Origin of the sequence: Pseudomonas sp. AKS31 (assembly GCF_023634765.1) — a bacterium.
In the GTDB taxonomy this organism is placed as follows: domain Bacteria; phylum Pseudomonadota; class Gammaproteobacteria; order Pseudomonadales; family Pseudomonadaceae; genus Aquipseudomonas.
On sequence record NZ_JAMLFX010000003.1, the window covers coordinates 39391 to 61598 of the forward strand.

The window sequence follows — 22208 nt, forward strand, 5'->3', positions numbered from 1 at the left end:
ATTCATGTGGAGGCTGAAAATCATGGCTGATTCGATCTCGATGAAAAAACTCGTCACCCGCCTGCTCGGGGTGGTGGTGGCGATGTTTGTCTTCGGCTTTGCCCTGGTGCCGATTTACGACGTGATGTGCAAAGCCTTCGGCATCAACGGCAAGACCGGTGGACAGTACGAGGGCGAGCAGGTGGTCGACACCTCGCGGCAGGTGCGCGTGCAGTTCCTGTCGACCAACACCGCCGACATGCCGTGGGACTTCTACCCCAAGCATGACGAGCTGACCGCCAACCCCGGCGCCGTCAACGAGATGATCTTCATTGCGCGCAACCCCACCGACAAGCCGATGAGTGCGCAAGCCGTGCCGAGCATCGCGCCGAGCAACGCCGCGGCGTATTTCCACAAGACCGAATGCTTTTGCTTTACCCAACAGGTGCTGCAGCCCGGTCAGCAGATCGAGATGCCGGTGCGCTTCATTGTTGACCGCGACATGCCCAAGGATGTGAAGCACCTGACGCTGTCCTACACGCTGTTCGATATCACCGCCCGACATCCACCAGTGGCTGTAAACACTGGCGGTTGAGCGTGCCCGATAAGGAGAACAATAAATGGCAACTCATGAGCACTATTTCGTTCCGGCCCAGAGCAAATGGCCGATCATTGCCACGATCGGGATGTTGGTCACCGTGTACGGTCTGGCTGTCTGGTTCAACGATCTGAAGGCCGCGCGCCCGGAATCCCATGGTCCGCTGATCTTTTTCGTCGGTGGCCTGCTGGTCGCGTACATGCTGTTCGGCTGGTTCGGCACGGTGATCAAGGAAAGCCGCGCGGGACTTTACAGCGCCCAGCTGGATCGCTCGTTTCGTTGGGGCATGAGTTGGTTCATCTTCTCCGAGGTGATGTTCTTCATCGCCTTCTTCGGTGCGCTGTTTTACGTGCGACACATCTCCGGGCCAGCGCTCGGCGGTGAAGGCACCAAAGGCATCGCGCACATGCTGTGGCCGAACTTCCAGTTCACCTGGCCGCTGCTGCACACGCCGGATCCGAAACTGTTCCCGCCCCCGAAAGACATCATCAGCCCGTGGGGCCTGCCGCTGATCAACACAATTCTGCTGGTCAGCTCCAGCGTGACCATCACCATCGCCCACCATGCCTTGAAAAAGGGCCATCGCGGCGCGCTGAAAATCTGGCTGGCGATCACGGTATTGCTGGGCTGCGCGTTTCTCGGTTTCCAGGCTGAAGAATACATCCACGCCTATCACGAACTGGGCCTGACCCTCGGCTCGGGCATTTATGGCGCCACGTTCTTCATGCTCACCGGGTTCCACGGTGCGCACGTGACCATCGGCACGATCATTCTGTTCGTGATGCTGATGCGCATCATGAAGGGCCATTTCGACAACGAGCACCAGTTCGGTTTCGAAGCGGCGAGCTGGTATTGGCACTTCGTCGACGTGGTGTGGATCGGCTTGTTCATCTTCGTCTATGTGCTTTAACAACAGCGGCAAGCCTCAAGCTGCAAGCCTCAAGCTCAAAGCGGTAAAGCTTCTAACTTGTAGCTTGTAGCTTGTAGCTGACCGCTTGCAGCTACCACGTAACGTGGGACACCAGTTGGCCGCTGTAGAAGCCCCAGGCGATCAAGCCGACGGTGATGGCGGCCAATGCCACCCGAACACTCAAGGCGATGACCAGGCGATTCGAGCTGCTGTCGTCCTTGACCAGGAAAAACAGGCCGCTGAACAGGCTGATCACCGTGGCAATCAGCATCAGGACGATCGCTGTTTTGAGCATGGGAAGAACTCCGGGGGACAGGCGATGCAGTTGAGTATAGCGATCGCGACGACTGACTTTGTGGCACAGCCATGAAGCGTTTTCGCCCGGGCGTGATACCGACCGTGGTGGTGGCGTTGTTGCTGCCGCTGCTGGTGTCGCTGGGCTTTTGGCAACTGAGCCGGGGCACCGAAAAAACCGCCCTGCTCGCCAGTTACGCCGAGCGCCGCGCGGCCGAACCGATGGCCAGCACCGAATTGCTCAATAGCGCCGATCCGGCCTATCGCCGCGTGCACCTGCACGGCCAGTTCGATGCCGCGCACAGTCTGCTGCTGGATAACCGCCAACGGAACGGCAAGGTCGGCGTCGAGTTGCTGCAACCGTTTCAGGATCAACGCACCGGTCTGTGGCTACTGGTCAATCGCGGCTGGTTGCCGTGGCCGGATCGCCGCGTGCCGCCGCAATTCACCACGCCTGCTGATGCACTGAATGTCGATGCCTGGGTCTACGTCGCCCCCGGCGCGACCTTCCAGTTGCACGCCGATCCGGTCAGCAACAGCTGGCCGCAAACCATCACTGCCGTCGAACCCACCAGGCTGTGGAAAACCCTCGAACGCGACGGCTTCGCCTACGAATTACGCACCGAACCCGGCCCGGGCAGCTACGAGGCCGATTGGCCGGTGGTTGCGATGGGCCCGGAAAAACACCTCGGTTACGCCGTGCAGTGGTTCGCCATGGCCACCGCCCTGCTCGGTCTCTACGTCTATTTGGGCTGGCACAACGCAAAGGAGAAACACCATGGGAACGGCCATGAATCCACCCAGCATGTCTGAGACGAAACCTGCCGCCAGCCGCCGTCGCGGGCGCATTCAGTTGCTGCTGATCGTGCTCGGCGTGGTCGGCCCGATGCTGCTCGCCACCGGCATGTACAAATTGCAGTTCTGGGTGCCGGAAGGGCGCAGTTATCACGGCGAACTGATCGGCAACGGCCAGACCCGCGCCGATCTCGGCGTACAGGCCGATGAGGAACGCTGGCAAATGCTGGTCACTGCGCCGAAGGAGTGTGCAGTGGATTGCCAGCAACTGGTGTACCTGGCGCGGCAGATCCAGATCGGCCTTGGTCGCGAGGCCGGGCGTGCCAGCCATGCACTCGCCTTGGCGCAACCGGTGAGCGCCGATTACGAAGCCAAGCTGACCCGTGAATATCCACAGCTGCAACGCTATCCGCTGGACGCTGGTGTGTTCAGCAAAACCACTGGCGACAAAGCCACGCCACAACTTTGGATCATCGACCCGCACGGCAACCTCGTGCTGCGCTACGAGCCGAATGTGAAAGGCAAGGATCTGCTCAACGACCTGCGTCACCTGCTGAAACTGTCGAACATCGGATAAGGGCATCGTCATGGCCAAACCTGGATTTCGCCTCGCGCTGTTTGCCACCCTGCTGGCACTGATTGTGGTGCTGCTCGGCGCCTATACGCGCCTGACCCACGCCGGCCTCGGCTGTCCGGACTGGCCGGGCTGCTACGGCTTTATCAGCGTGCCCAAAAGCGAAGCGCAACTGGCCCATGCCGAACTGCATTACCCCGACTCGCCAGTGGAGGCGCACAAGGGCTGGAACGAGATGATCCACCGCTACTTCGCCGGCACCCTTGGCCTGCTCATTTCGATTCTGGCCGGGCGTGCGTGGGTCAACCGGCGTCATCCGGGGCAACCGTTGAAGCTGCCGCTGTTTCTGCTGGCGGTGGTGTTTGCGCAAGCGGCGTTCGGCATGTGGACGGTGACGCTCAAGCTCTGGCCGCAGGTGGTCACCGGGCATTTGCTCGGCGGCTTTGCGACGTTGAGTCTGCTGTTTTTGCTGACGTTGCGATTGTCCGGCGTGCTGCCGGCGCTGACCGTGCCCAAGCGCTTGCAGTATTGGGCGACGGCGGGATTGTTGTTGGTGATCGGCCAGATCGCGCTGGGTGGCTGGGTCAGCTCCAACTATGCGGCAGTGGCCTGTATCGACTTCCCGACGTGTCACGGGCAATGGTTGCCGCCAGCGGATTTCGCCAATGGTTTTCACCTGACTCAACACATCGGCCCGAATTATCTCGGCGGACAACTCGACAGCGATGCGCGCACGGCGATTCACCTGACTCACCGCATCGGTGCGCTGTTGGTGACGCTGGTGCTGCTCGGTCTCGCCTGGCAACTGAAAGTGGTCGGCATGACCCGGCTGTCCGGGTTGGTCGTGATCGCCCTCGGCGCACAAATCACCCTCGGCATCAGCAACGTCCTGTTCCACCTGCCGCTGCCGGTGGCGGTCGCGCATAACGCCGGTGGTGCGGCGCTGTTGCTGACCATGGTGCTGGTCAACTATCACGCGCGCACCAGTCTGGTTCGGGTCAAACAACCGGTGCTGGCGCGCTGGCGCCTTAGCCCGCGCAAACACGCGGCCGCGCCCATCACTATTAAAGGAGAAACGCCGTGGCGATTCTGATTGGCGAGCGCCCGCATCAGGCGATCTGGCGTGATTATCTGGAGCTGACCAAACCGAAAGTCGTGGTGCTGATGCTGATCACCTCGTTGGTCGGCATGTTCCTCGCGACCCGCGCCGGGGTGCCGTGGACGGTGCTGGTGTTCGGCAATCTGGGGATTGCCCTGTGTGCCGGGGGCGCGGCGGCGGTCAACCATGTAGTCGATCGGCGCATCGATGCGGTGATGGCACGCACACATAAACGGCCATTGGCGGAAGGCCGGGTGTCGCCTGCTGCGGCGCTGACCTTTGCCTTGGTGCTGGCGTTGCTCGGTCAGGCCTTGTTGCTGACCTTCACCAATCCGGTCACGGCGTGGCTGACCCTCGCTTCGCTGCTCGGTTATGCGGTGATCTATACCGGTTTTCTCAAACGCGCGACGCCGCAGAACATCGTTATCGGCGGCCTCGCTGGCGCCGCCCCGCCGCTGCTTGGCTGGACTGCCGCCACTGGCCACGTCAGCGCCGAACCGCTGCTGCTGGTGCTGATCATCTTCGCCTGGACGCCGCCACACTTCTGGGCGCTGGCGATCCATCGCAAAGAGGAATACGCCAAGGCCGACATCCCGATGCTGCCGGTCACCCATGGCGAGCACTACACCAAGGTGCACATTCTGCTCTACACCTTCGCGCTGCTGGCGGTGAGCCTGCTGCCGTACGTGATTCACATGAGCGGCATGCTCTACCTGATTTGCGCGCTGGCGCTGGGCGCAAGGTTTCTGCAATGGGCCGTGGTGCTGTACCGTGGCACTCGGCCGCACGCGGCGATCAACACTTTCAAATACTCTATTTGGTACTTGTTCCTGTTGTTCATCGCCCTGCTCGTAGACCACTACTTACTGTTGAACCTATGACTCGAACCCAGAAAACCGTCTTCATCCTCGTCGCCGTGATCGCGCTGATCCTCGGCCTGACCGTCAACAAAGTGCTGAGCGGCAAAGGCCAGGGCGACCCGACTGCGCTGATCGACGCCGGTATTATCCTGCTGCCGCAGAGCCGCAATCTGCCGGACGTGACGATGACCGATCAGGACGGCAAACCGGTGGCGATCAATGAGCTCAAAGGCAAGTGGAGCCTGCTGTTTTTTGGCTACACCTTCTGCCCGGACATCTGCCCGACTACCCTCGCGCAGTTGCGGCAGATCAAGAGCGAGTTGCCCAAGGACGCTGTGGACAAGTTGCAGATCGTGCTGGTCAGCGTTGACCCGAACCGTGATAACCCGAAGCAGTTGAAGCAGTATCTGGGCTATTTTGATCCGCAGTTCATTGGACTGACGCCGACATCGATCGAAGAGCTACAGAAGGTGGCGAACGCGGTGAGTATTCCGTTTATTCCGGCGGATACGAGTAAGCCCAATTACACCGTGGACCATAGCGGCAATCTCGCGGTGATCGGGCCGGATGGCACGCAGCGTGGGTTTATTCGAGCGCCGTTGAACAACGCCAAACTGGTTGCGCAGCTGCCGGTGATGCTTAACCGCAAATAAAAGCTGAAGAGCGAAAAGCCCCTCACCCTAGCCCTCTCCCAGAGGGAGAGGGGACTGATTGGGGGATGCTGAAGCAATACACCGACTTGTAAGCGCTGTGCTGAATCCATAATCGCCAAGACCGTTCAAGTCGATGTGTTGTGCCGAATCCATAATCGACTGGATCTTTCAGGTCGATGCATAGCGCCAGACACCTCGGTCGGCCCCCTCTCCCTCTGGGAGAGGGGCAGCTTCAAAGCAGGTCCAAAGCCAGACACCAGACACAAAAAAGGGGACGCCATTGGCGTCCCCTTTTTCATTGCAGCCATCCAAATCAGAACGCCGGCAATACCGCGCCTTTGTACTTCTCGGTAATGAACTTCTTCACTTCCGGGCTGTGCAGTGCAGCAGCCAGTTTCTTCATCGCGTCGCTGTCCTTGTTGTCCGGGCGGGACACGAGGATGTTTACGTATGGCGAGTCGTTACCTTCGATCACCAGCGCATCCTTGGACGGATCGAGCTTGGCTTCCAGCGCGTAGTTGGTGTTGATCAGCGCCAGATCAACCTGAGTCAGCACGCGCGGGATGGTCGCGGCTTCCAGCTCACGGATCTTCAGGTCTTTCGGGTTTGTCGCGATGTCTTTGACGGTCGACAGGATGTTGGTCGAATCCTTCAACGTGATCACGCCTGCCTTGGCCAGCAGCAACAGGGCACGGCCGCCGTTGGTGGCGTCGTTCGGGATTACCACGTTAGCGCCGCTTGGCAGATCTTTCAGGTCTTTCAGCTTGCTCGAGTAGGCGCCCAGCGGCTCCAGGTGCACACCGGTCACGGCGACCAGATTGGTGCCCTTGGCCTTGTTGAACTCATCGAGGTACGGCTGGTGCTGAAAGAAGTTGGCGTCCAGACGTTTTTCCGCGACCTGCACGTTCGGCTGGATGTAGTCGGTGAAGACCTTGACCTTCAGATCCACGCCTTCTTTGGCCAGCGCCGGCTTCACGAACTCGAGGATTTCCGCGTGCGGCACCGGGGTGGCGGCTACGGTCAGGGTTTCGGCGTGGGCCGAGAATGCTGCAACGGCAGCAAAAGCAGCGATCAGTTTTTTCATTCAGCTAACTCCTTTTCAAAGCGCCCGTCTGGCGCCTGCCAGCGAATGGCCGGCTCATGCTTTCAAATCCGGATTACTTGCGCGAGAAGTGCACGACCAGTCGATCACCGACCATCTGCAACACTTGCACCAAAATCAGCAGCAACACCACGGTGACGATCATCACGTCGGTCTGGAAACGCTGGTAGCCGAAACGGATCGCCAGATCGCCCAGACCACCGGCGCCGACCACACCGGCCATCGCCGTGTAGGACACCAGTGTAATCGCCGTCACCGTAATCGCCGCGAAGATGCCCGGACGGGCTTCCGGCAGCAAGGCGTTGATGATGATCTGCCGGGTGGTCGCGCCCATCGACTGGGTCGCTTCGATGATGCCGCGATCGACTTCACGCAGCGCGGTTTCCACCAGACGCGCGAAGAACGGCGTTGCACCTACCACCAGTGGCGGAATCGCACCGGCCACACCCAGCGACGTGCCAGTGATCAGCACGGTGAACGGGATCATCACGATCAACAGAATAATGAACGGCAGCGAACGCAGGATGTTCACCGCCAGCGACATGAACGCGTAGAGGCCACGGTTTTCCAGCAACTGACGCGGGCTGCAGAGGAACAGCAACACGCCCAGCGGCAGGCCTAGCAACACGGTGAACAGCAGCGAACCGCCGAGCATCAGCATCGTGTCGCCGGTGGCCAGCCAGATTTCGTACCAGTCGATATTGGTGAAGAAACTGATCAGGTCTTCCATTAGCGCAATACCTCCATGTGAACGTCAGCGGCGGTGAAGCGGGCGAACGCCGCTTCCATGTCGCCACCGGTGACGGCGAGGGTCAATTGCCCATAAGGAATGTCTTTGATGCGGTCGATGCGACCGGCGAGGATGCTGTAGTCGACCCCGGTTTCCCGGGCGACAGTACCGAGCAACGGCGCGTAGGTCGCTTCGCCCTGGAAGGTCAGACGCACGATGCGACCCGGCACGTGAGCGAAGTCATCGCGCTGTTCGCTTTCGTCGATCTGCTCGCTTTCCTGGACAAAGCGCTTGGTGGTCGGGTGCTTTGGATGCAGGAACACATCGGCCACCGAACCTTGCTCGACGATCACGCCGGCGTCCATCACTGCCACTTGGTCGCAGACGCGACGGATCACATCCATCTCGTGAGTAATCAGGACGATGGTCAGTTTCAGTTCGCGGTTGATCTCGGCCAGCAGTTGCAGGACCGATGCGGTGGTCTGCGGGTCGAGGGCACTGGTGGCCTCGTCGCACAGCAGAATCTTCGGCTTGGTCGCCAGGGCGCGGGCGATGCCGACGCGCTGCTTCTGGCCACCGGACAATTGCGCCGGATACTTTTTGGCGTGGTCGGACAGGCCGACCCGCGCCAGCAATTCGGCAACACGCTTGTCGATCTCGCTGCCCGACAGTTCGCCGGCCAGGGTCAGCGGCAACGCAACGTTGTCGGCCACGGTCTTGGAGGCGAGCAGGTTGAAGTGCTGGAAGATCATCCCGACTTGCTGACGGAAACGGCGCAGGCCGTTTGCGTCCAGCGCAGTGACTTCTTCGCCGTCGACGATGATCTTGCCGCCGCTGGAATCTTCCAGGCGATTGATCAGACGCAGCAGGGTGCTTTTACCCGCACCGGAATGGCCGATCAGGCCGAACACCTGCCCGTTCTCGATGGAGAGACTGGTCGGGTGCAGCGCGGGAATGTCCTTACCGGCGACGCGGTAAGTCTTGTGGACGTTTTGAAACTCGATCACGTAGCGAACCTTGTGGGGCGCGTTAGAAAAGGATCAGCGGTTAGCCGGGCGCGCATTTTAGCCTGTCCGTATAGAGGTTCTTAGCATTTATTTCGCAATTAACCTTCGATTTGGCAATAACAAGATCAAAGGTCATAAAAAAGGAACGCCCGCAGTGCCTCATCAGTCACTTAGTAAGCGACTTGAAAACCCTGGGTGCCGTGCCCGGGAACCACTCAAGAGTCCCCGGTAAGGATCGGGGTCAACCGAGGAGTTTACGTCTGATGAGCAAGAAGCCTACGACCGACAAAAGCCAGATGGCCGGAACCGATACCCCGGATCGCGCCAACACCAATGCCAAACTCGACAGCCTGGAGAAGTTTCGCTCCGACGCCACCGGCCAGGCCCTGCGCACTAATCAGGGCGTGAAGATCGCCGACAACCAGAACACCCTCAAGGCCGGCCCGCGTGGGCCTTCGCTGCTTGAAGACTTCATCATGCGGGAAAAGATCACGCATTTTGACCATGAGCGTATTCCCGAGCGCATCGTCCACGCACGCGGCACTGGCGCGCATGGTTTCTTTCAAGCCTACGAGAACCATTCAGAGCTGACCAAGGCTGGTTTCCTGCAGGATCCGGGGAAAAAGACACCGGTATTCGTGCGTTTTTCCACGGTGCAGGGCCCGCGTGGTTCCGGCGATACCGTGCGTGACGTACGCGGATTCGCGGTGAAGTTCTTCACCGACGAAGGCAACTTCGACCTGGTCGGCAACAACATGCCAGTGTTCTTCATCCAGGACGCGATCAAGTTTCCCGACTTCGTCCACGCGGTGAAACCCGAGCCACACAATGAAATCCCTACCGGCGGCTCGGCCCACGATACCTTCTGGGACTTCGTATCCCTGGTGCCGGAATCGGCGCACATGGTCATCTGGGCGATGTCCGACCGGGCGATCCCGAAGAGCCTGCGCAGCATGCAGGGCTTCGGTGTGCACACCTTCCGGTTGATCAATGCCGAAGGCAAATCACGCTTCGTCAAATTCCACTGGCGCCCTACTGCCGGCACCTGCTCACTGGTGTGGGACGAGGCGCAAAAGCTCGCCGGTAAGGACACCGACTACCACCGTCGCGATCTGTGGGAAGCGATCGAGATGGGCGACTACCCAGAGTGGGAACTCGGTGTACAGATCATCGAGGAGGAAAACGAGCATGACTTCGATTTCGACATCCTCGACCCGACCAAGCTGATCCCCGAAGAAATCGTGCCGATCACGCCGCTGGGCAAGATGACCTTGAACCGCAACCCGGACAACTTCTTCGCCGAGACCGAGCAGGTTGCTTTCTGTCCCGGCCACATCGTGCCGGGCATCGATTTCTCCAATGACCCGTTGCTGCAAGGTCGGCTGTTTTCCTACACCGATACGCAAATCAGCCGACTCGGCGGGCCGAACTTTCATGAGTTGCCGATCAACCGGCCGGTGGCGCCGTTCCACAACGGCCAGCGCGATGCCCAGCACCGTACGGTAATCGACAAGGGCCGCGCCTCGTATGAGCCGAACTCTATAGATGGTGGCTGGCCGAAAGAAACGCCGCCAGCCGCGCAGGACGGCGGTTTCGAGAGTTATCCAGAGCGCATCGATGCGCACAAGATCCGCCAGCGCAGCGAATCGTTCAGCGATCACTTCTCCCAGGCAACATTGTTCTTCAACAGCATGAGCGACCACGAGAAAGAGCACATCATTGCCGCCTACAGTTTCGAGCTGGGCAAGGTTGAGCGTGAGTTCATCCGCGCGCGGGAGGTGAACGAGATTCTCGCCAATATCGATCTGGAACTGGCCAAGCGTGTCGCGGCCAATCTGGGTCTGCCGGCGCCGAGCAAAGGTACGGTCGAAGTGCGCAAGGTTGCCTTCGATCACTCGCCGGCACTGAGTCAGGCGAATCTGTTGCCAGAGAACATCAAGACGCGAAAAGTGGCAATTCTTGCGGCCAACGGCGTCGATGGTGCGGCGATTGAAGCAATGAAGAAGGCGTTGGCTGCTGAGGGTGCGCACGCCAAGTTGCTCGGCCCGACTTCTGCGCCGGTGAAAACCGCAGACGGCAAAACCCTGGCGGTGGATGCGTCGATGGAAGGCATGCCGTCGGTGATCTTCGATGCGGTGTTTGTGCCGGGTGGCGCGGCGTCGGTGAAAGCGTTGAGCGGCGACGGCGTGGCGTTGCATTACCTGCTGGAAGCCTACAAGCACCTGAAAGCGATCGCTCTGCACGGCGAGGCCAAGCAGTTGCAGGATCTGCTGAAGCTGGAGGCTGATGCTGGATTGCTGCAGGGCAAGGATGTGCCGGGGTTGACCAAGCCGTTCTTTGCCTCGATCGGGCAGCATCGGGTTTGGGCACGGGAGCCTAAGGCGAAGGCCATTCCTGCGTAAAAAAGCAAAAGATCGCAGCCTTCGGCAGCTCCTACAGGGTGCATCTCAATCCCATGTAGGAGCTGCCGCAGGCTGCGATCTCTTTTACGGTTTACGCGGACTCAATACCATCTGTGCCGGTACTGTGCGCACGATCTGCTTCTCGATCTGCAGATCAAAATCCGGATTGAGTTTCTTCACGCGCTTGGTCAGCAATGTCGCCAGCCAAGGATAGTCCTGGGTACGCGGCGCCTGAATGGTCACAGCACACTCATAATTCACCACATCGGCGGCGATCGCATCGAGTTGACGGCGAAGTTTACGGCTATCGGTGATGTTCAGCGCAACTGTGGTGCTTTCCGCGGTCGGATCGATCACCTTGGCTTTCGGCTTGGCTTCGGCTGCCAACAACGCGGCTTCAGCCTTTTCCAGCTCAGCCTTGCGCGCTTCGGTGATGGCGCCATTAACGCCACCGGTCAGTGCCGGTGCTTTCGGCATCAGCGCACGGGCACGGCTCAGCGCCGTGGCGGCCGCATTCACATCACCCTTTTGCAGGACGATCTGACTGCGACGCAGATACGCCTCGGCCAGTTGCCGCTGGTATTGCTCAAGGGATTGGTCGTTTGGCGTTTCTTTCTGCAAAGCGGCCAACTGGTCTTCTGCCGTGGCCAGTTCGCTGCTGGCCAGGCTTTGCTCCAGCTGTGCGATGGCCGTAGCCCGCGCATCGGGGGCTTCAACCACCGGCGGCGTACTTTGGCAGGCGCCCAGCAGCACTGAAAATGCGACAAGGAGCAGATAACGGGAGGCGAACGGCTTCATTCCTGCGACTCTCTAATTGCGCAAAAAGCGGCCAAGTCTACACCCCACGACGGGGCAGAACAAAACTCAACAGAAACAGTGCGGCCGCCGTCACAACGATTGACGGGCCGGCCGGGGTGTCCTTGAACCACGACAACGCCAGCCCGCCACAGACCGCGAGCATGCCCAGCAGGCTCGCGCCCAGTGCCATCTGCTCCGGGGAGCGGGCGTGACGCTGTGCCGCAGCCGCCGGGATGATCAACAGCGAAGTAATCAGCAACACACCGACGATTTTCATCGCCACCGCGATCACCACCGCGATCAACAACATCAGCGCCATGCGCAGGCCCGCGACCGGCAGGCCCTCAACCTTGGCCAGCTCTTCGTGCACGGTAATCGCCAGCAATGGCCGCCATAATGTCACCAGCAACACCAGCACCGCCGCGCTGCCACCGAGGATCCACGCCAGATCGGTCGGACTGATCGCCAGCAGGTCGCCGAACAGATAGGCCATCAGGTCGATCCGCACTTCATGCATGAAGCTTAGTACCACCAGGCCGAGAGAGAGGGTGCTCGGTGCGAGAATTCCCAACAGCGTGTCGGACGCCAGCGGCTGACGCTGTTGCAAAGTCACCAGCAGCACCGCCAGCAGCAGACAGCCGACCGTCACCGCGACCGTCGGGCTGACATCCAGCAGAAAGCCCAGCGCCACACCGAGCAAGGCAGCGTGGGACAGGGTGTCGCCGAAATAAGCCATGCGCCGCCAGACCACAAACGAACCCAGCGGACCTGCAACGATCGCCAACGCCAGACCTGCAAGCAGGGCGTACAACAGAAAATCAGCCATGCTTGCAGTTGTCTCCGTGAACGTGGGGTTGGCCAATCAGCGGCCCTTTGACCACCGAGCCATGCAGGTCGTGAGCGTGGTCATGATGGTGGTGATAGACCGCCAGGCTCTGCGCGTTCTTGCCGAACAGCTCGACAAACGCCGGATCGCCGCTGACCTGCTCGGGGTGCCCGGAGCAGCAGACGTGGCGGTTGAGGCAGACCACTTGGTCGGTGGTGCTCATCACCAGATGCAAATCGTGAGACACCATCAGCACGCCACAGCCATGGCGGTCGCGCAGACGGGTGATCAGGCTGTACAGCTCGGCCTGGCCGGCGACGTCGACGCCTTGCACCGGTTCATCGAGCACCAGCAATTCCGGCTCGCGCAACAGCGCTCGAGCCAGCAGCACGCGCTGCATTTCACCGCCGGAAACGCTTTGCACCGGGCTGTCGATGACGTGTTCGGCGCCGACTTCTTTCAGCGCCGCCAACGCACGCGGACGATCAACGCCCGGCACCAGGCGCAAAAAGCGCAGCACCGAAAGCGGCAAGGTCGGATCGACATGAAGCTTTTGCGGCATGTAACCGACACGCAGCTTGGGCTTGCGCCAGACGCTGCCGCTGTCCGGTTTCAACAGGCCAAGCACGGCGCGCACCAGCGTGGTCTTGCCGGCACCGTTGGGGCCGATCAGGGTGACAATCTGCCCCGGCTCGACGCTCAGCTCGATATTGTCCAGCACAGCCTGCCCGGCAAACGTGACGGCGACCTGCTCCAGACGGATCAGCGCATTGCTCATCAAGCCCCCTGGCAACCGGAGCACAGGCCGACGACTTCGACGGTCTGCGCTTCGACGATGAAACCAACGTCTTTGGCGCTGTTGATGATCGCGTCGCTGATCACTTTTTGCTCAAGTTCGATGGCGGCGTGACAGTCGCGGCAGATCAGGAACTGGCCCTGATGCGCGTGTTCCGGGTGCACGCAGCCAACGAAAGCGTTGAGCGAGGAGATGCGGTGAACCAGGCCGTTTTCCAGAAGGAAGTCGAGCGCGCGGTACACGGTCGGCGGCGCAGCGCGGCGGCCGTCCTGCTCGCTCAATACGGCGAGAATGTCGTAGGCGCCCAGCGGCTTGTGGCTCTGCCACACCAGTTCCAGCACCCGGCGGCGCAACGCGGTCAGGCGCAGGCCTTTCTGGGCGCACAAGGTATCGGCCTCGGACAAAGCGCTGTGCACGCAATGAGAGTGGTCGTGGGGACGGCTGGCAATCGGTGTAATAGGCATGGGCGGCGACGAGTTTTGATAGAGACGTTATTATGTTACCCGTTCTCGCCTCCTTGAGTGGTCATCGTGTCCCGACTTTTTTCTGTTTTTGTGGCTTTTGTCGCCAGTTTTCTGCTGATCGGTTCGGCTCAGGCCGAGGTCAAAGTCCTCACCAGCATCAAACCGTTGCAGCTGATTGCAGCGGCCGTGCAGGACGGTGTGGCGATTCCCGAAGTGTTGCTGCCGCCGGGCGCCTCGCCGCACAATTATGCCCTGCGCCCATCCGACGTACGGAAGGTGCAGTCGGTGGATCTGCTCTACTGGATCGGCCCGGACATGGAAGGTTTCCTGCCGCGCGTGCTGAATGGTCGTACGCTGCCGAGCGTCGCCGTGCAGGACCTGCCGGGAATGCATCTGCGCCGTTTCGCTGAGGACAGCCACTCCCACGCTGAAGAAGCTGACGAGCATGATCACGATCACCGCCCGGGCACGCTCGATGCGCATTTGTGGCTATCACCGGTGAATGCGCGGGTAATTGCCGACAAAATAGCCGCTGACTTGAGCGCTGCGGACCCGGCGAACGCCGAGCGCTATCAGAGCAATGCGAAGGCATTCGATGAGCGTCTCGATGCGCTGGATCAGCGTTTGAAGAAGCGTCTGGCCAGTGTCGACGGCAAGCCGTACTTCGTTTTTCACGAGGCGTTTGATTATTTTGAAGAGGCTTATGGCCTGAAGCACACCGGCGTGTTCAGTGTGGCCGCCGAAGTGCAGCCGGGCGCGCAACATGTCGCGGCGATGCGCAAGCGTTTGCAAGAAGTCGGCAAGACCTGTGTGTTCAGCGAGCCGCCGTTGCGGCCGCGTCTGGCGGAGACGTTGGTGGCGGGTTTGCCGGTGAAGCTGGCGGAACTGGATGCGTTGGGCGGGTACACCCCGGCGACAGCTCAGGGCTATGAGCAGGTGCTGGAGAAGTTGGGGAATGATCTGGCCGGGTGCCTGGAATCGCTGTAGCCCCATAGAAAAAGATCGCAGCCTTCGGCAGCTCCTACATGGGATTGATGTACATCCTGTAGGAGCTGCCGAAGGCTGCGATCTTTTGATCTTAAAGGGCGAAAGGTAGCGGTGTGTGTACCTGCTGCCGCTGCGCCAAGCGCTGCTCAAACTCCTTGGGATCGTGAATCAACACATCCTGCCCGGCAAACTGCTCCGCAGCGATCAACCGCGACAGCCAGAACCGCACACACGCCACGCGCAGCATCGTCGGCCACAACTCAGCCTCCGCCGCCGTAAACGGTCGCAACGCCGCATAGGCGCCAAGGAAAGCGCGAGCACGCGGGCCATCGATCAAGCCGTCCTCGTCCGAACACCAGTCGTTCAAGGCAATCGCCACGTCATAAAGCATCGGCCCCGAGCAGGCGTTGTAGAAGTCGATCAACCCGGTCAGGTGCGTGCCTTCGAACATAGCGTTATCGCGAAACAGGTCGGCGTGAATGTTCGCCCGAGGCAGCGCGAGAATCTTGTCTTTGCGCTCGGTGATCTCCTCCAACGCCTTGTGCAGCAGCGCACGCGGCTCATCGCTCAGGTGCGAGAGCAATTCGCAGCCCTCCTTCAACATCCAGTCCAGGCCACGATCGGTCTTGCGCTTGATCATGCGCTCGCCCTGGGTCGCCAGGTGCAGATGTGCCTGCAACTCGCCGACCTGCGCGCAATGCTGAGCATTGGCGACCTTGATGTGCTTGCCGGACAGGCGCGGCTGCAGCAGCGCCGGTTTGCCCTTCAGCTCACGCAGCGCCACGCCGTCGGTGGTGCGCAGCGCGTACGGCACCGGCAGATCGGCTTCGTGGAGCACATCGAGCAGCTCGATGAAGAACGGCATCTCCTGCACCGGGCCGCGTTCGACCAGGGTCAGGACGAACTCGCCCTGCTCCAGGCTGATAAAGAAATTGGTGTTTTCGCTGCCGGCGGCGATCCCCTGGAAATCAAGCAGACGGCCAAGCCCGTAAGGGGCGAGAAAGGTTTCCAGCTCGGGCCGAGCCAGGGGAGTGAACACAGACATGGTTAAAAACTGCTCAGTTCAGGCGTCGCGCTCAGGCGACGCCGATTAAAAGTCGGGAAACTTACTTCCAGGTAAAGATTTCCCACGACGGAATCAGCATATCCGGCTGGTCGGAGCGAATGTAGTTCGCGTCCGTACCATCGGCGCGCACCAGGAAATACGGTTTGCCACCCTTCGGCGTGACCTTGATCGCGTAGACGAAGCCACTGCGACTGTATTCCTGGATGACCTTGTCGCCTTCCGTGTGCGTGTTGATAGTAACTTCCGGCTCCGAAGCGGGCGCATCATCCGCCGCCATCGCGGCCAACGGTGAGGCAGCAATCAGACCGACCAGCAGCAAGCGATTTAACGTACGCATGATAACCTTGTCCCTTTGTCGTCAACGGTCCCGCTATTCTAGCGCCGGACCCGCCGAAAAGGTTGATCCTGCTCATGAGCCAAGCCCCCCTCGTCCTGGTGGACGGTTCGTCTTACCTGTACCGCGCTTTTCACGCGCTGCCACCACTGACCACCTCCAAAGGCCTGCCGACCGGTGCGGTCAAAGGCGTGCTGAACATGCTCAAGAGTCTGCGCAAGCAGTACCCGGACAGCCCGTTCGCCGTGGTGTTCGACGCCAAGGGCGGGACATTTCGCGATGAGATGTACGCCGACTACAAAGCCAACCGCCCCAGCATGCCCGACGACATGCGCGTACAGATCGAGCCGCTGCACCAGAGCGTGATTGCCCTCGGTTTCCCGCTGCTGTGCGTGGAAGGCGTCGAAGCCGACGACGTGATCGGCACACTGGCGCGCAGCAGCGCGGCGGCGGATCGCCCGGTGATCATCTCCACTGGTGACAAGGACATGGCGCAATTGGTCGACGGCCACATTACCTTGGTCAACACCATGTCCGGTAGTTCGATGGATGTGGAAGGCGTGAAGGAGAAATTCGGCGTCGCTCCCGAGCAGATCATCGATTATCTGGCGCTGATGGGCGATTCTTCCGACAACATCCCGGGTGTTCCGGGCATCGGCCCGAAGACTGCGTCCGGTTTGTTGGTCGGGGTCAATGGCGGCCTGACCGAGCTGTACGCCAATCTCGACATCGTTCCGACCCTGCCGATTCGCGGCGCGAAAACCCTGCCGGCCAAGCTCGAAGAGCACAAGGAGATGGCCTTCCTCTCCTATCAACTGGCGACTATCAAGGTCGACGTGCCGTTGGACATCGAACTCGACGACCTGCAGATGGGCGCAGAAGATCCGGCCAAGCTCTACGAGTTGTACACCCTGCTGGAATTCAAGAGCTGGCTGAACGACCTCGATCGCGACGCCAAGCGCCTGGAACTGAGTGCGGCCGCTGAGCCTGCGCCGGCTGGCGATCTGTTCAGTGCACCCGCAGAAGAAGCCCCTGCCGTTCCGACCGAAGCTGCGTATGAAACCATCCTTGATCAGGCGCGTTTCGACGTCTGGCTGGAAAAACTGAAGAACGCCAAGCTGTTCGCCTTCGACACCGAAACCACCGGTATCGACGCGCAGCAGGCGCAACTGGTCGGTCTGTCGTTCGCCGTGCAGGCCAACGAAGCCGCGTACATCCCGCTGACCCACTCGTACATCGGCGTGCCGGAGCAGCTGGATCGCGACACCGTGCTGCGCGCGCTCAAGCCGATTCTCGAAGACCCGAACAAACTCAAAGTCGGCCAGCACGCCAAGTTCGACATGAACATCCTGGCCAACTGCGCCATCGGCGGCGACCAGAACAACGGCATCACCGTGCGCGGCATCGCCTTCGACACGATGCTTGAGTCCTACGTGCTCAACTCCACCGCCACCCGCCACGACATGGACAGCCTCGCGCAGAAGTACCTGGATCACACCACCGTGAGCTTTCAGGACATCGCCGGCAAAGGCGCCAAACAGCTGACTTTCGACCAGATCGCGCTGGAACAGGCCGGGCCATACGCCGCCGAAGACGCCGACATCACTCTGCGTCTGCATCAGACCCTGTTCGAAAAACTCAGCGCGATCCCGAGCCTGGCCAGCGTGCTGACCGATATCGAAATCCCGCTGGTGCCGGTGCTGGCGCGCATCGAGCGCCAGGGGGCGTTCGTAGATGCGGAACTGCTCGGCATCCAGAGTATTGAGCTGGGTAACAAGATGGTGGCGCTGGAGCGTGAAGCGTTCGAAATCGCCGGCGAAGAGTTCAACCTTGGCTCGCCGAAGCAACTGGGCGTGATCCTCTACGAAAAGCTCGGTCTGCCGGTGCTGAAGAAAACTGCCAAAGGCCAGCCGTCGACCGCCGAAGAAGTTTTGGCGAAACTCGCCGAAGACGATCACCGCTTGCCGAAGGTGCTGATGGAGCACCGCTCGATGAGCAAACTGAAAAGCACCTACACCGATCGCCTGCCAGAGCAGATCAACCCGCGCACCGGACGTATTCACACCTCTTATCATCAGGCTGTGGCGTCGACCGGGCGCTTGTCTTCCAGCGATCCGAACCTGCAGAACATCCCGGTGCGCACCGCTGAAGGCCGGCGCATCCGTCAGGCGTTCGTCGCGCCAAAAGGCTACAAACTGCTGGCGGCGGACTATTCGCAGATCGAACTGCGGATCATGGCGCACCTGTCCAAGGACGAAGGCCTGATGAACGCCTTCCGCAACAACCTGGACGTGCACACCGCCACCGCTGCCGAAGTGTTCAAGGTCGAGCTCAACGAAGTGACTTCCGACCAGCGCCGTGGCGCCAAGGCGATCAACTTCGGCCTGATCTACGGCATGGGTGCGCAGAAGCTCGGCAAGGACATCGGCGTCGACACCAAGACTGCCAAGGCTTACATCGACACCTACTTCGCCCGTTATCCGGGCGTGCGCGAGTACATGGATCGCACGCGCGCCCAAGCGGCGGATCAGGGGTATGTCGAGACGTTCTTCGGTCGTCGCCTGTACCTGCCGGAAATCAACTCGAACAAGCCGCAGGAACGCGCCGCCGCCGAACGTACGGCGATCAACGCGCCGATGCAGGGCACGGCCGCCGACATCATCAAGAAAGCCATGGTGGCGGTGGATAACTGGCTGGCGACGTCCGGGCTGGACGCCAGAGTCATCCTGCAAGTACACGATGAATTGGTGCTGGAGGTTCGTGAGGACCTGGTTGAACAGGTCAGTGCCGAGATCCGCGTACACATGAGCGAAGCGGCGAAACTGGATGTACCGCTGCTGGTCGAAGTGGGTGTGGGCAACAATTGGGATGAGGCTCACTAAGCCATTTGAAGACGGTTTTGCCGCGATACAACGTCGCGGCAACGCCGGTAAAACCTGCTTATTTCGAAAAGCGTTTGGGATTATTCCAAAGCTTTTTGAAAAAAATCTGAACTAATCTGGAAGGACACTACTCAGAGATACTGAATGGCTGGTGAAGCCCTTCGATGCTCCTATGTTGTGTTAAGTGTTGGCAGATATCTGAACCCCGCCCTAGCGGTTCGGAACTTAAACCCCGGAATTTCTCCCTCCCCAATGAAATCCGGGGCTTTTTTTGCCCAAAATTTGTCTGTAGCGCGTTCATGCTGCCTTGAAAGCACAGCTCAAATGCTCATTTAGGTCCCCTGAAGTCGAGCGCGACCCCGGCCGCTTTTCACTGCCCTTTCGCCTTGCCTGAACACACTACAAACAAATTTCCATATCCCGACTTACTCGGCTGCCGCCTCGGCGCCTTTGTCTGCCAGTTCCATCCAGCCTGCCAACACAGTGTAGGCCTCTTCCAGGCCCATGCGTTTTGGCGCGGAGAAGAGCTGGATGGTGACCAGGTCACCCCAACCCTTGCGGATTTCCGACTGCACTTTGAGCAGGGTGTTCTTGGCTGCGCCGTAGGTCAGCTTGTCGGCCTTGGTCAGCAGGATGTGCATCGGCATGCCGGCAGCGACGGCCCAGTCGAGCATCAACAGGTCGAAGTCGGTCATTGGATGACGGATGTCCATCATCAGAATCAAACCCTTCAAACTCTCCCGGCCACCGAGGTAAGCCTCGAGGTGACGCTGCCAGTGTTGCTTGAGCGGGATCGGTACTTTTGCGTAACCGTAGCCCGGCAGGTCGACCAGACGCCGATCATCGTCTAGCTTGAAGAAGTTCAACAGCTGTGTGCGACCCGGGGTTTTCGAGGTGCGCGCCAGGCTGGCGTGAGTCAGGGTGTTCAGTGCGCTGGATTTGCCGGCGTTGGAACGACCGGCAAACGCCACTTCGAAGCCTTCGTCGTCAGGGCATTGATCGACTTTGGCGGCACTGAGCATGAACGTGGACTGTTGGCACAGGCCGAGGATGGGATTCTTGAGTTGCATGGGATTTCCGATGTGGGCGGCGCCGGGATTGGGCGCGGAACGCGGTGTCGCTTCCGTTTCAGTGACGCCAGTATATAATGCCGCAGATTTTGTGTGTGCTTTGTCCCAGCGAAGGATGAAGTTCACGAGAGCGACAGACCTTGATTGCGCATTAGAACGCAGAACGCTCTCAACCCTGAAAAGGTCGTTTTATGACGAAATGGCTGCTGGCTGCCGGAGTCTTGATGCCGCTTTACAGCGCACAGGCTACACAGGATCCGGAAGCTGTGTACAACCGTGTTTGTGGTGCCTGTCATTCCGGCCAACTACCCATGGCGCCCAAAAGAGGCGATCAGGAAGCTTGGACGCCGAGGTTGGCGAAAGGTATGGGGACGCTGGTGCAACACGTGACCCAGGGTTTCAAGGCGATGCCGCCGCGTGGTTTGTGCATGGACTGCAGTGCCGAGGATTACCAAGCCATCATCCTGTGGATGAGCGCGAGTAAGCCCGGTCCATAACTTAACCCTTAGCCGTAGTTGGATTAGCTGATGAACAAATTGATCGTGAGTCTGCTGTTGACCGTGGGAATCTCGGGCTTCGCCCATGCTGCCGGTGATGCCGCAGCAGGCCAGGCAAAAGCCGCCGTCTGCGGAGCCTGCCATGGCCCGGACGGGAACAGCATGGCGCCAAACTTTCCGAAACTGGCCGGCCAGGGTGAACGCTACCTGACCAAGCAGTTGCACGACATCAAGTCGGGCAAGCGCACTGTTCTGGAAATGACCGGCCTGCTGACCAACCTGAGCGATCAGGACCTGGCCGACATCGCCGCCTACTTCGCCAGCCAGAAAGGCAGCGTCGGCGCCGCCGATCCGAAGCTCGTTGCACGCGGTGAAGCTTTGTTCCGTGGCGGCAATCTGGCCAAGGGCCTGCCAGCCTGCACTGGCTGCCATTCGCCGAATGGCGCTGGCAACGCCGCCGCCGGCTTCCCGCACCTGGGTGGTCAACACGCTCAATACATCGCCAAGCAACTGACCGACTTCCGCAAGGAAGAAGGCGGCCGCACCAACGATGGCGACACCATGACCATGCAGACCATCGCCAAACGCCTGAGCGACGAAGACATCGCCGCCGTCGCCAGCTACATTCAGGGTCTGCACTAAGACCGCACTGGGCAGCGACGGATCTCGCGCAACGTTAACGCTCGATTAATCCGTCGCAGCAAGTATAAAAAGGGTGGCTTTGGCCGCCCTTTTTTGTGGCCGCTGCCGTTACACTACAGAACTCATGCCCGCCAGGATCTGTCTGAAAACAGGTCGCGCGAGGCGACCCAAATTGTCCAGGAGTAAAGCATGCGTAATCTGATCATCAGCGCCGCTCTCGTCGCTGCCAGCCTGTTCGGCGTGACCGCTCAAGCCGCCGAAGCCCCAGCCGCCCCTTACGTCGAGCTGGCCAACCCGGTACCGGTTGCAGAGCCTGGCAAGATCGAAGTGGTCGAGCTGTTCTGGTACGGCTGCCCGCACTGCTACGCCTTTGAGCCGGTAATCAACCCATGGGTTGAGAAACTGCCGTCCGACGTCAACTTCGTACGTATTCCGGCCATGTTCGGCGGCCCATGGGACGCTCACGGCCAGATGTTCCTGACCCTCGAAGCCATGGGTGTCGAGCACAAGGTTCACGCAGCCGTTTTCAACGCGATCCAGAAGGAACACAAGAAACTGACCGACAAAAACGACATGGCTGACTTCCTCGCCACACAAGGCGTGGATAAGGACAAGTTCCTCGCCACTTTCGACTCGTTCGCCATCAAAGGTCAGATCGTCAAGGCCCGTGAACTGGCCAAGAAGTATGAAATCACTGGCGTGCCAACCATGATCGTCAACGGCAAGTACCGTTTCGACATCGGCTCTGCCGGCGGTGCCGAGCAAGCGCTGAAACTGGCTGATCAACTGGTGGCCAAAGAGCGAGCGGCAACCAAGGCTGCAGCCAACTAAGCGCGGCAGCCG

Annotated in this window: 24 protein-coding genes; 13 read left to right on the top strand and 11 right to left on the bottom strand. The window is 60.1% G+C overall.

What is annotated here, in order from left to right; translation table 11 throughout:
* Window positions 1–22 precede the first annotated feature (22 nt).
* Window positions 23–574 (top strand): cytochrome c oxidase assembly protein, encoded by a 552-nt coding sequence (locus M9827_RS11195; RefSeq protein ID WP_064389744.1) that lies wholly within the window; start codon window positions 23–25, stop codon window positions 572–574.
* A gap of 25 nt (window positions 575–599) precedes the next feature.
* Window positions 600–1487 carry a cytochrome c oxidase subunit 3 gene (locus M9827_RS11200; protein ID WP_123470225.1) on the top strand — a complete coding sequence of 296 codons (888 nt, stop codon included), beginning with the start codon at window positions 600–602 and terminating at the stop codon, window positions 1485–1487.
* Window positions 1488–1578: 91 nt separating this feature from the next.
* Here the strand turns inward: M9827_RS11200 and M9827_RS11205 are convergent, their stop codons facing one another.
* The gene (locus M9827_RS11205) at window positions 1579–1782 is read right to left on the bottom strand and encodes a twin transmembrane helix small protein (RefSeq protein ID WP_123455033.1); all 204 of its coding nucleotides are present in this window, start codon (window positions 1780–1782) and stop codon (window positions 1579–1581) included.
* Window positions 1783–1853: 71 nt separating this feature from the next.
* Here M9827_RS11205 and M9827_RS11210 point away from each other — a divergent pair, with 71 nt between their 5' ends.
* From M9827_RS11210 to M9827_RS11230, 5 genes are read left to right on the top strand one after another with little or no spacing between them, the layout of a single operon-like run.
* Window positions 1854–2594, top strand: a complete 741-nt coding sequence (locus tag M9827_RS11210) for an SURF1 family protein (RefSeq protein WP_250605515.1) — start codon at window positions 1854–1856, stop codon at window positions 2592–2594.
* A complete protein-coding gene (locus M9827_RS11215) occupies window positions 2560–3153 on the top strand; it encodes a PA_0111/PP_0108 family redox-active disulfide protein (protein ID WP_250605516.1) in 594 nt (197 codons plus the stop codon). Before M9827_RS11210 ends, M9827_RS11215 begins: the two co-directional genes overlap by 35 nt.
* A gap of 10 nt (window positions 3154–3163) precedes the next feature.
* Complete coding sequence (locus tag M9827_RS11220) at window positions 3164–4243, top strand: COX15/CtaA family protein (protein ID WP_250605517.1); 1080 nt, start codon at window positions 3164–3166, stop codon at window positions 4241–4243.
* Window positions 4231–5130, top strand: a complete 900-nt coding sequence (gene cyoE, locus M9827_RS11225; RefSeq protein ID WP_250605518.1) for a heme o synthase — start codon at window positions 4231–4233, stop codon at window positions 5128–5130. Before M9827_RS11220 ends, cyoE begins: the two co-directional genes overlap by 13 nt.
* Window positions 5127–5762, top strand: coding sequence for an SCO family protein (locus tag M9827_RS11230; RefSeq protein ID WP_008081211.1), 636 nt, complete (start codon window positions 5127–5129; stop codon window positions 5760–5762). Before cyoE ends, M9827_RS11230 begins: the two co-directional genes overlap by 4 nt.
* A 313-nt stretch (window positions 5763–6075) precedes the next feature.
* Here M9827_RS11230 and M9827_RS11235 read toward each other — a convergent pair whose 3' ends face one another.
* The 3 genes from M9827_RS11235 to M9827_RS11245 all read right to left on the bottom strand — a co-directional run bounded on the left by M9827_RS11235 (window position 6076) and on the right by M9827_RS11245 (window position 8601).
* Entirely contained in the window at window positions 6076–6846 is a 771-nt protein-coding gene (locus tag M9827_RS11235) for a MetQ/NlpA family ABC transporter substrate-binding protein (protein WP_250605519.1), read from the bottom strand.
* A 73-nt stretch (window positions 6847–6919) separates the two neighbouring features.
* On the bottom strand, window positions 6920–7594 hold the full coding sequence (locus M9827_RS11240; RefSeq protein WP_160054515.1) for a methionine ABC transporter permease: 675 nt from the start codon (window positions 7592–7594) through the stop codon (window positions 6920–6922).
* Window positions 7594–8601 (bottom strand): methionine ABC transporter ATP-binding protein, encoded by a 1008-nt coding sequence (locus tag M9827_RS11245; RefSeq protein WP_038365023.1) that lies wholly within the window; start codon window positions 8599–8601, stop codon window positions 7594–7596. The genes M9827_RS11240 and M9827_RS11245 overlap by 1 nt, the downstream gene beginning before the upstream one ends.
* 260 nt (window positions 8602–8861) lie before the next feature.
* Between M9827_RS11245 and katE the strand changes: the two genes are divergently transcribed.
* Window positions 8862–11003: a catalase HPII gene (katE, locus tag M9827_RS11250; protein ID WP_250605895.1), complete on the top strand. Its 2142-nt coding sequence runs from the start codon at window positions 8862–8864 to the stop codon at window positions 11001–11003.
* 84 nt (window positions 11004–11087) lie between these two features.
* On the opposite strand, the gene M9827_RS11255 is transcribed toward katE, so the two are convergent.
* Genes M9827_RS11255 through M9827_RS11270 form a run of 4 tightly spaced genes read right to left on the bottom strand, consistent with a single transcriptional unit; the run spans window position 11088 to window position 13887 of the window.
* The gene (locus tag M9827_RS11255; protein WP_250605520.1) at window positions 11088–11801 is read right to left on the bottom strand and encodes a PA5502 family lipoprotein; all 714 of its coding nucleotides are present in this window, start codon (window positions 11799–11801) and stop codon (window positions 11088–11090) included.
* Window positions 11802–11838: 37 nt separating this feature from the next.
* On the bottom strand, window positions 11839–12627 hold the full coding sequence (gene znuB / locus M9827_RS11260) for a zinc ABC transporter permease subunit ZnuB (protein WP_007911758.1): 789 nt from the start codon (window positions 12625–12627) through the stop codon (window positions 11839–11841).
* A complete protein-coding gene (gene znuC, locus M9827_RS11265) occupies window positions 12620–13405 on the bottom strand; it encodes a zinc ABC transporter ATP-binding protein ZnuC (protein WP_250605521.1) in 786 nt (261 codons plus the stop codon). Before znuC ends, znuB begins: the two co-directional genes overlap by 8 nt.
* Entirely contained in the window at window positions 13405–13887 is a 483-nt protein-coding gene (locus M9827_RS11270) for a Fur family transcriptional regulator (RefSeq protein ID WP_007911760.1), read from the bottom strand. The genes znuC and M9827_RS11270 overlap by 1 nt, the downstream gene beginning before the upstream one ends.
* Before the next feature lie 66 nt (window positions 13888–13953).
* Here M9827_RS11270 and M9827_RS11275 point away from each other — a divergent pair, with 66 nt between their 5' ends.
* A complete protein-coding gene (locus M9827_RS11275) occupies window positions 13954–14874 on the top strand; it encodes a zinc ABC transporter substrate-binding protein (RefSeq protein ID WP_250605522.1) in 921 nt (306 codons plus the stop codon).
* A gap of 91 nt (window positions 14875–14965) precedes the next feature.
* On the opposite strand, the gene M9827_RS11280 is transcribed toward M9827_RS11275, so the two are convergent.
* Together M9827_RS11280 and M9827_RS11285 are read right to left on the bottom strand one after the other, a co-directional pair.
* Window positions 14966–15919: a homoserine kinase gene (locus M9827_RS11280; RefSeq protein WP_250605523.1), complete on the bottom strand. Its 954-nt coding sequence runs from the start codon at window positions 15917–15919 to the stop codon at window positions 14966–14968.
* A 61-nt stretch (window positions 15920–15980) separates the two neighbouring features.
* Window positions 15981–16277 (bottom strand): DUF2782 domain-containing protein, encoded by a 297-nt coding sequence (locus tag M9827_RS11285; protein ID WP_008081231.1) that lies wholly within the window; start codon window positions 16275–16277, stop codon window positions 15981–15983.
* Window positions 16278–16351: 74 nt separating this feature from the next.
* Between M9827_RS11285 and polA the strand changes: the two genes are divergently transcribed.
* Window positions 16352–19156, top strand: a complete 2805-nt coding sequence (gene polA, locus M9827_RS11290; RefSeq protein WP_250605524.1) for a DNA polymerase I — start codon at window positions 16352–16354, stop codon at window positions 19154–19156.
* 425 nt (window positions 19157–19581) lie between these two features.
* Here polA and yihA read toward each other — a convergent pair whose 3' ends face one another.
* Window positions 19582–20226 carry a ribosome biogenesis GTP-binding protein YihA/YsxC gene (gene yihA / locus M9827_RS11295; protein WP_123455004.1) on the bottom strand — a complete coding sequence of 215 codons (645 nt, stop codon included), beginning with the start codon at window positions 20224–20226 and terminating at the stop codon, window positions 19582–19584.
* 191 nt (window positions 20227–20417) lie between these two features.
* Here yihA and M9827_RS11300 point away from each other — a divergent pair, with 191 nt between their 5' ends.
* From M9827_RS11300 to M9827_RS11310, 3 genes are all read left to right on the top strand, one after another.
* Window positions 20418–20723 (top strand): c-type cytochrome, encoded by a 306-nt coding sequence (locus M9827_RS11300; protein WP_250605525.1) that lies wholly within the window; start codon window positions 20418–20420, stop codon window positions 20721–20723.
* Window positions 20724–20753: 30 nt separating this feature from the next.
* Complete coding sequence (locus M9827_RS11305; protein WP_250605526.1) at window positions 20754–21365, top strand: c-type cytochrome; 612 nt, start codon at window positions 20754–20756, stop codon at window positions 21363–21365.
* 189 nt (window positions 21366–21554) lie between these two features.
* Complete coding sequence (locus tag M9827_RS11310; protein WP_123470185.1) at window positions 21555–22196, top strand: thiol:disulfide interchange protein DsbA/DsbL; 642 nt, start codon at window positions 21555–21557, stop codon at window positions 22194–22196.
* Window positions 22197–22208 lie beyond the last annotated feature (12 nt).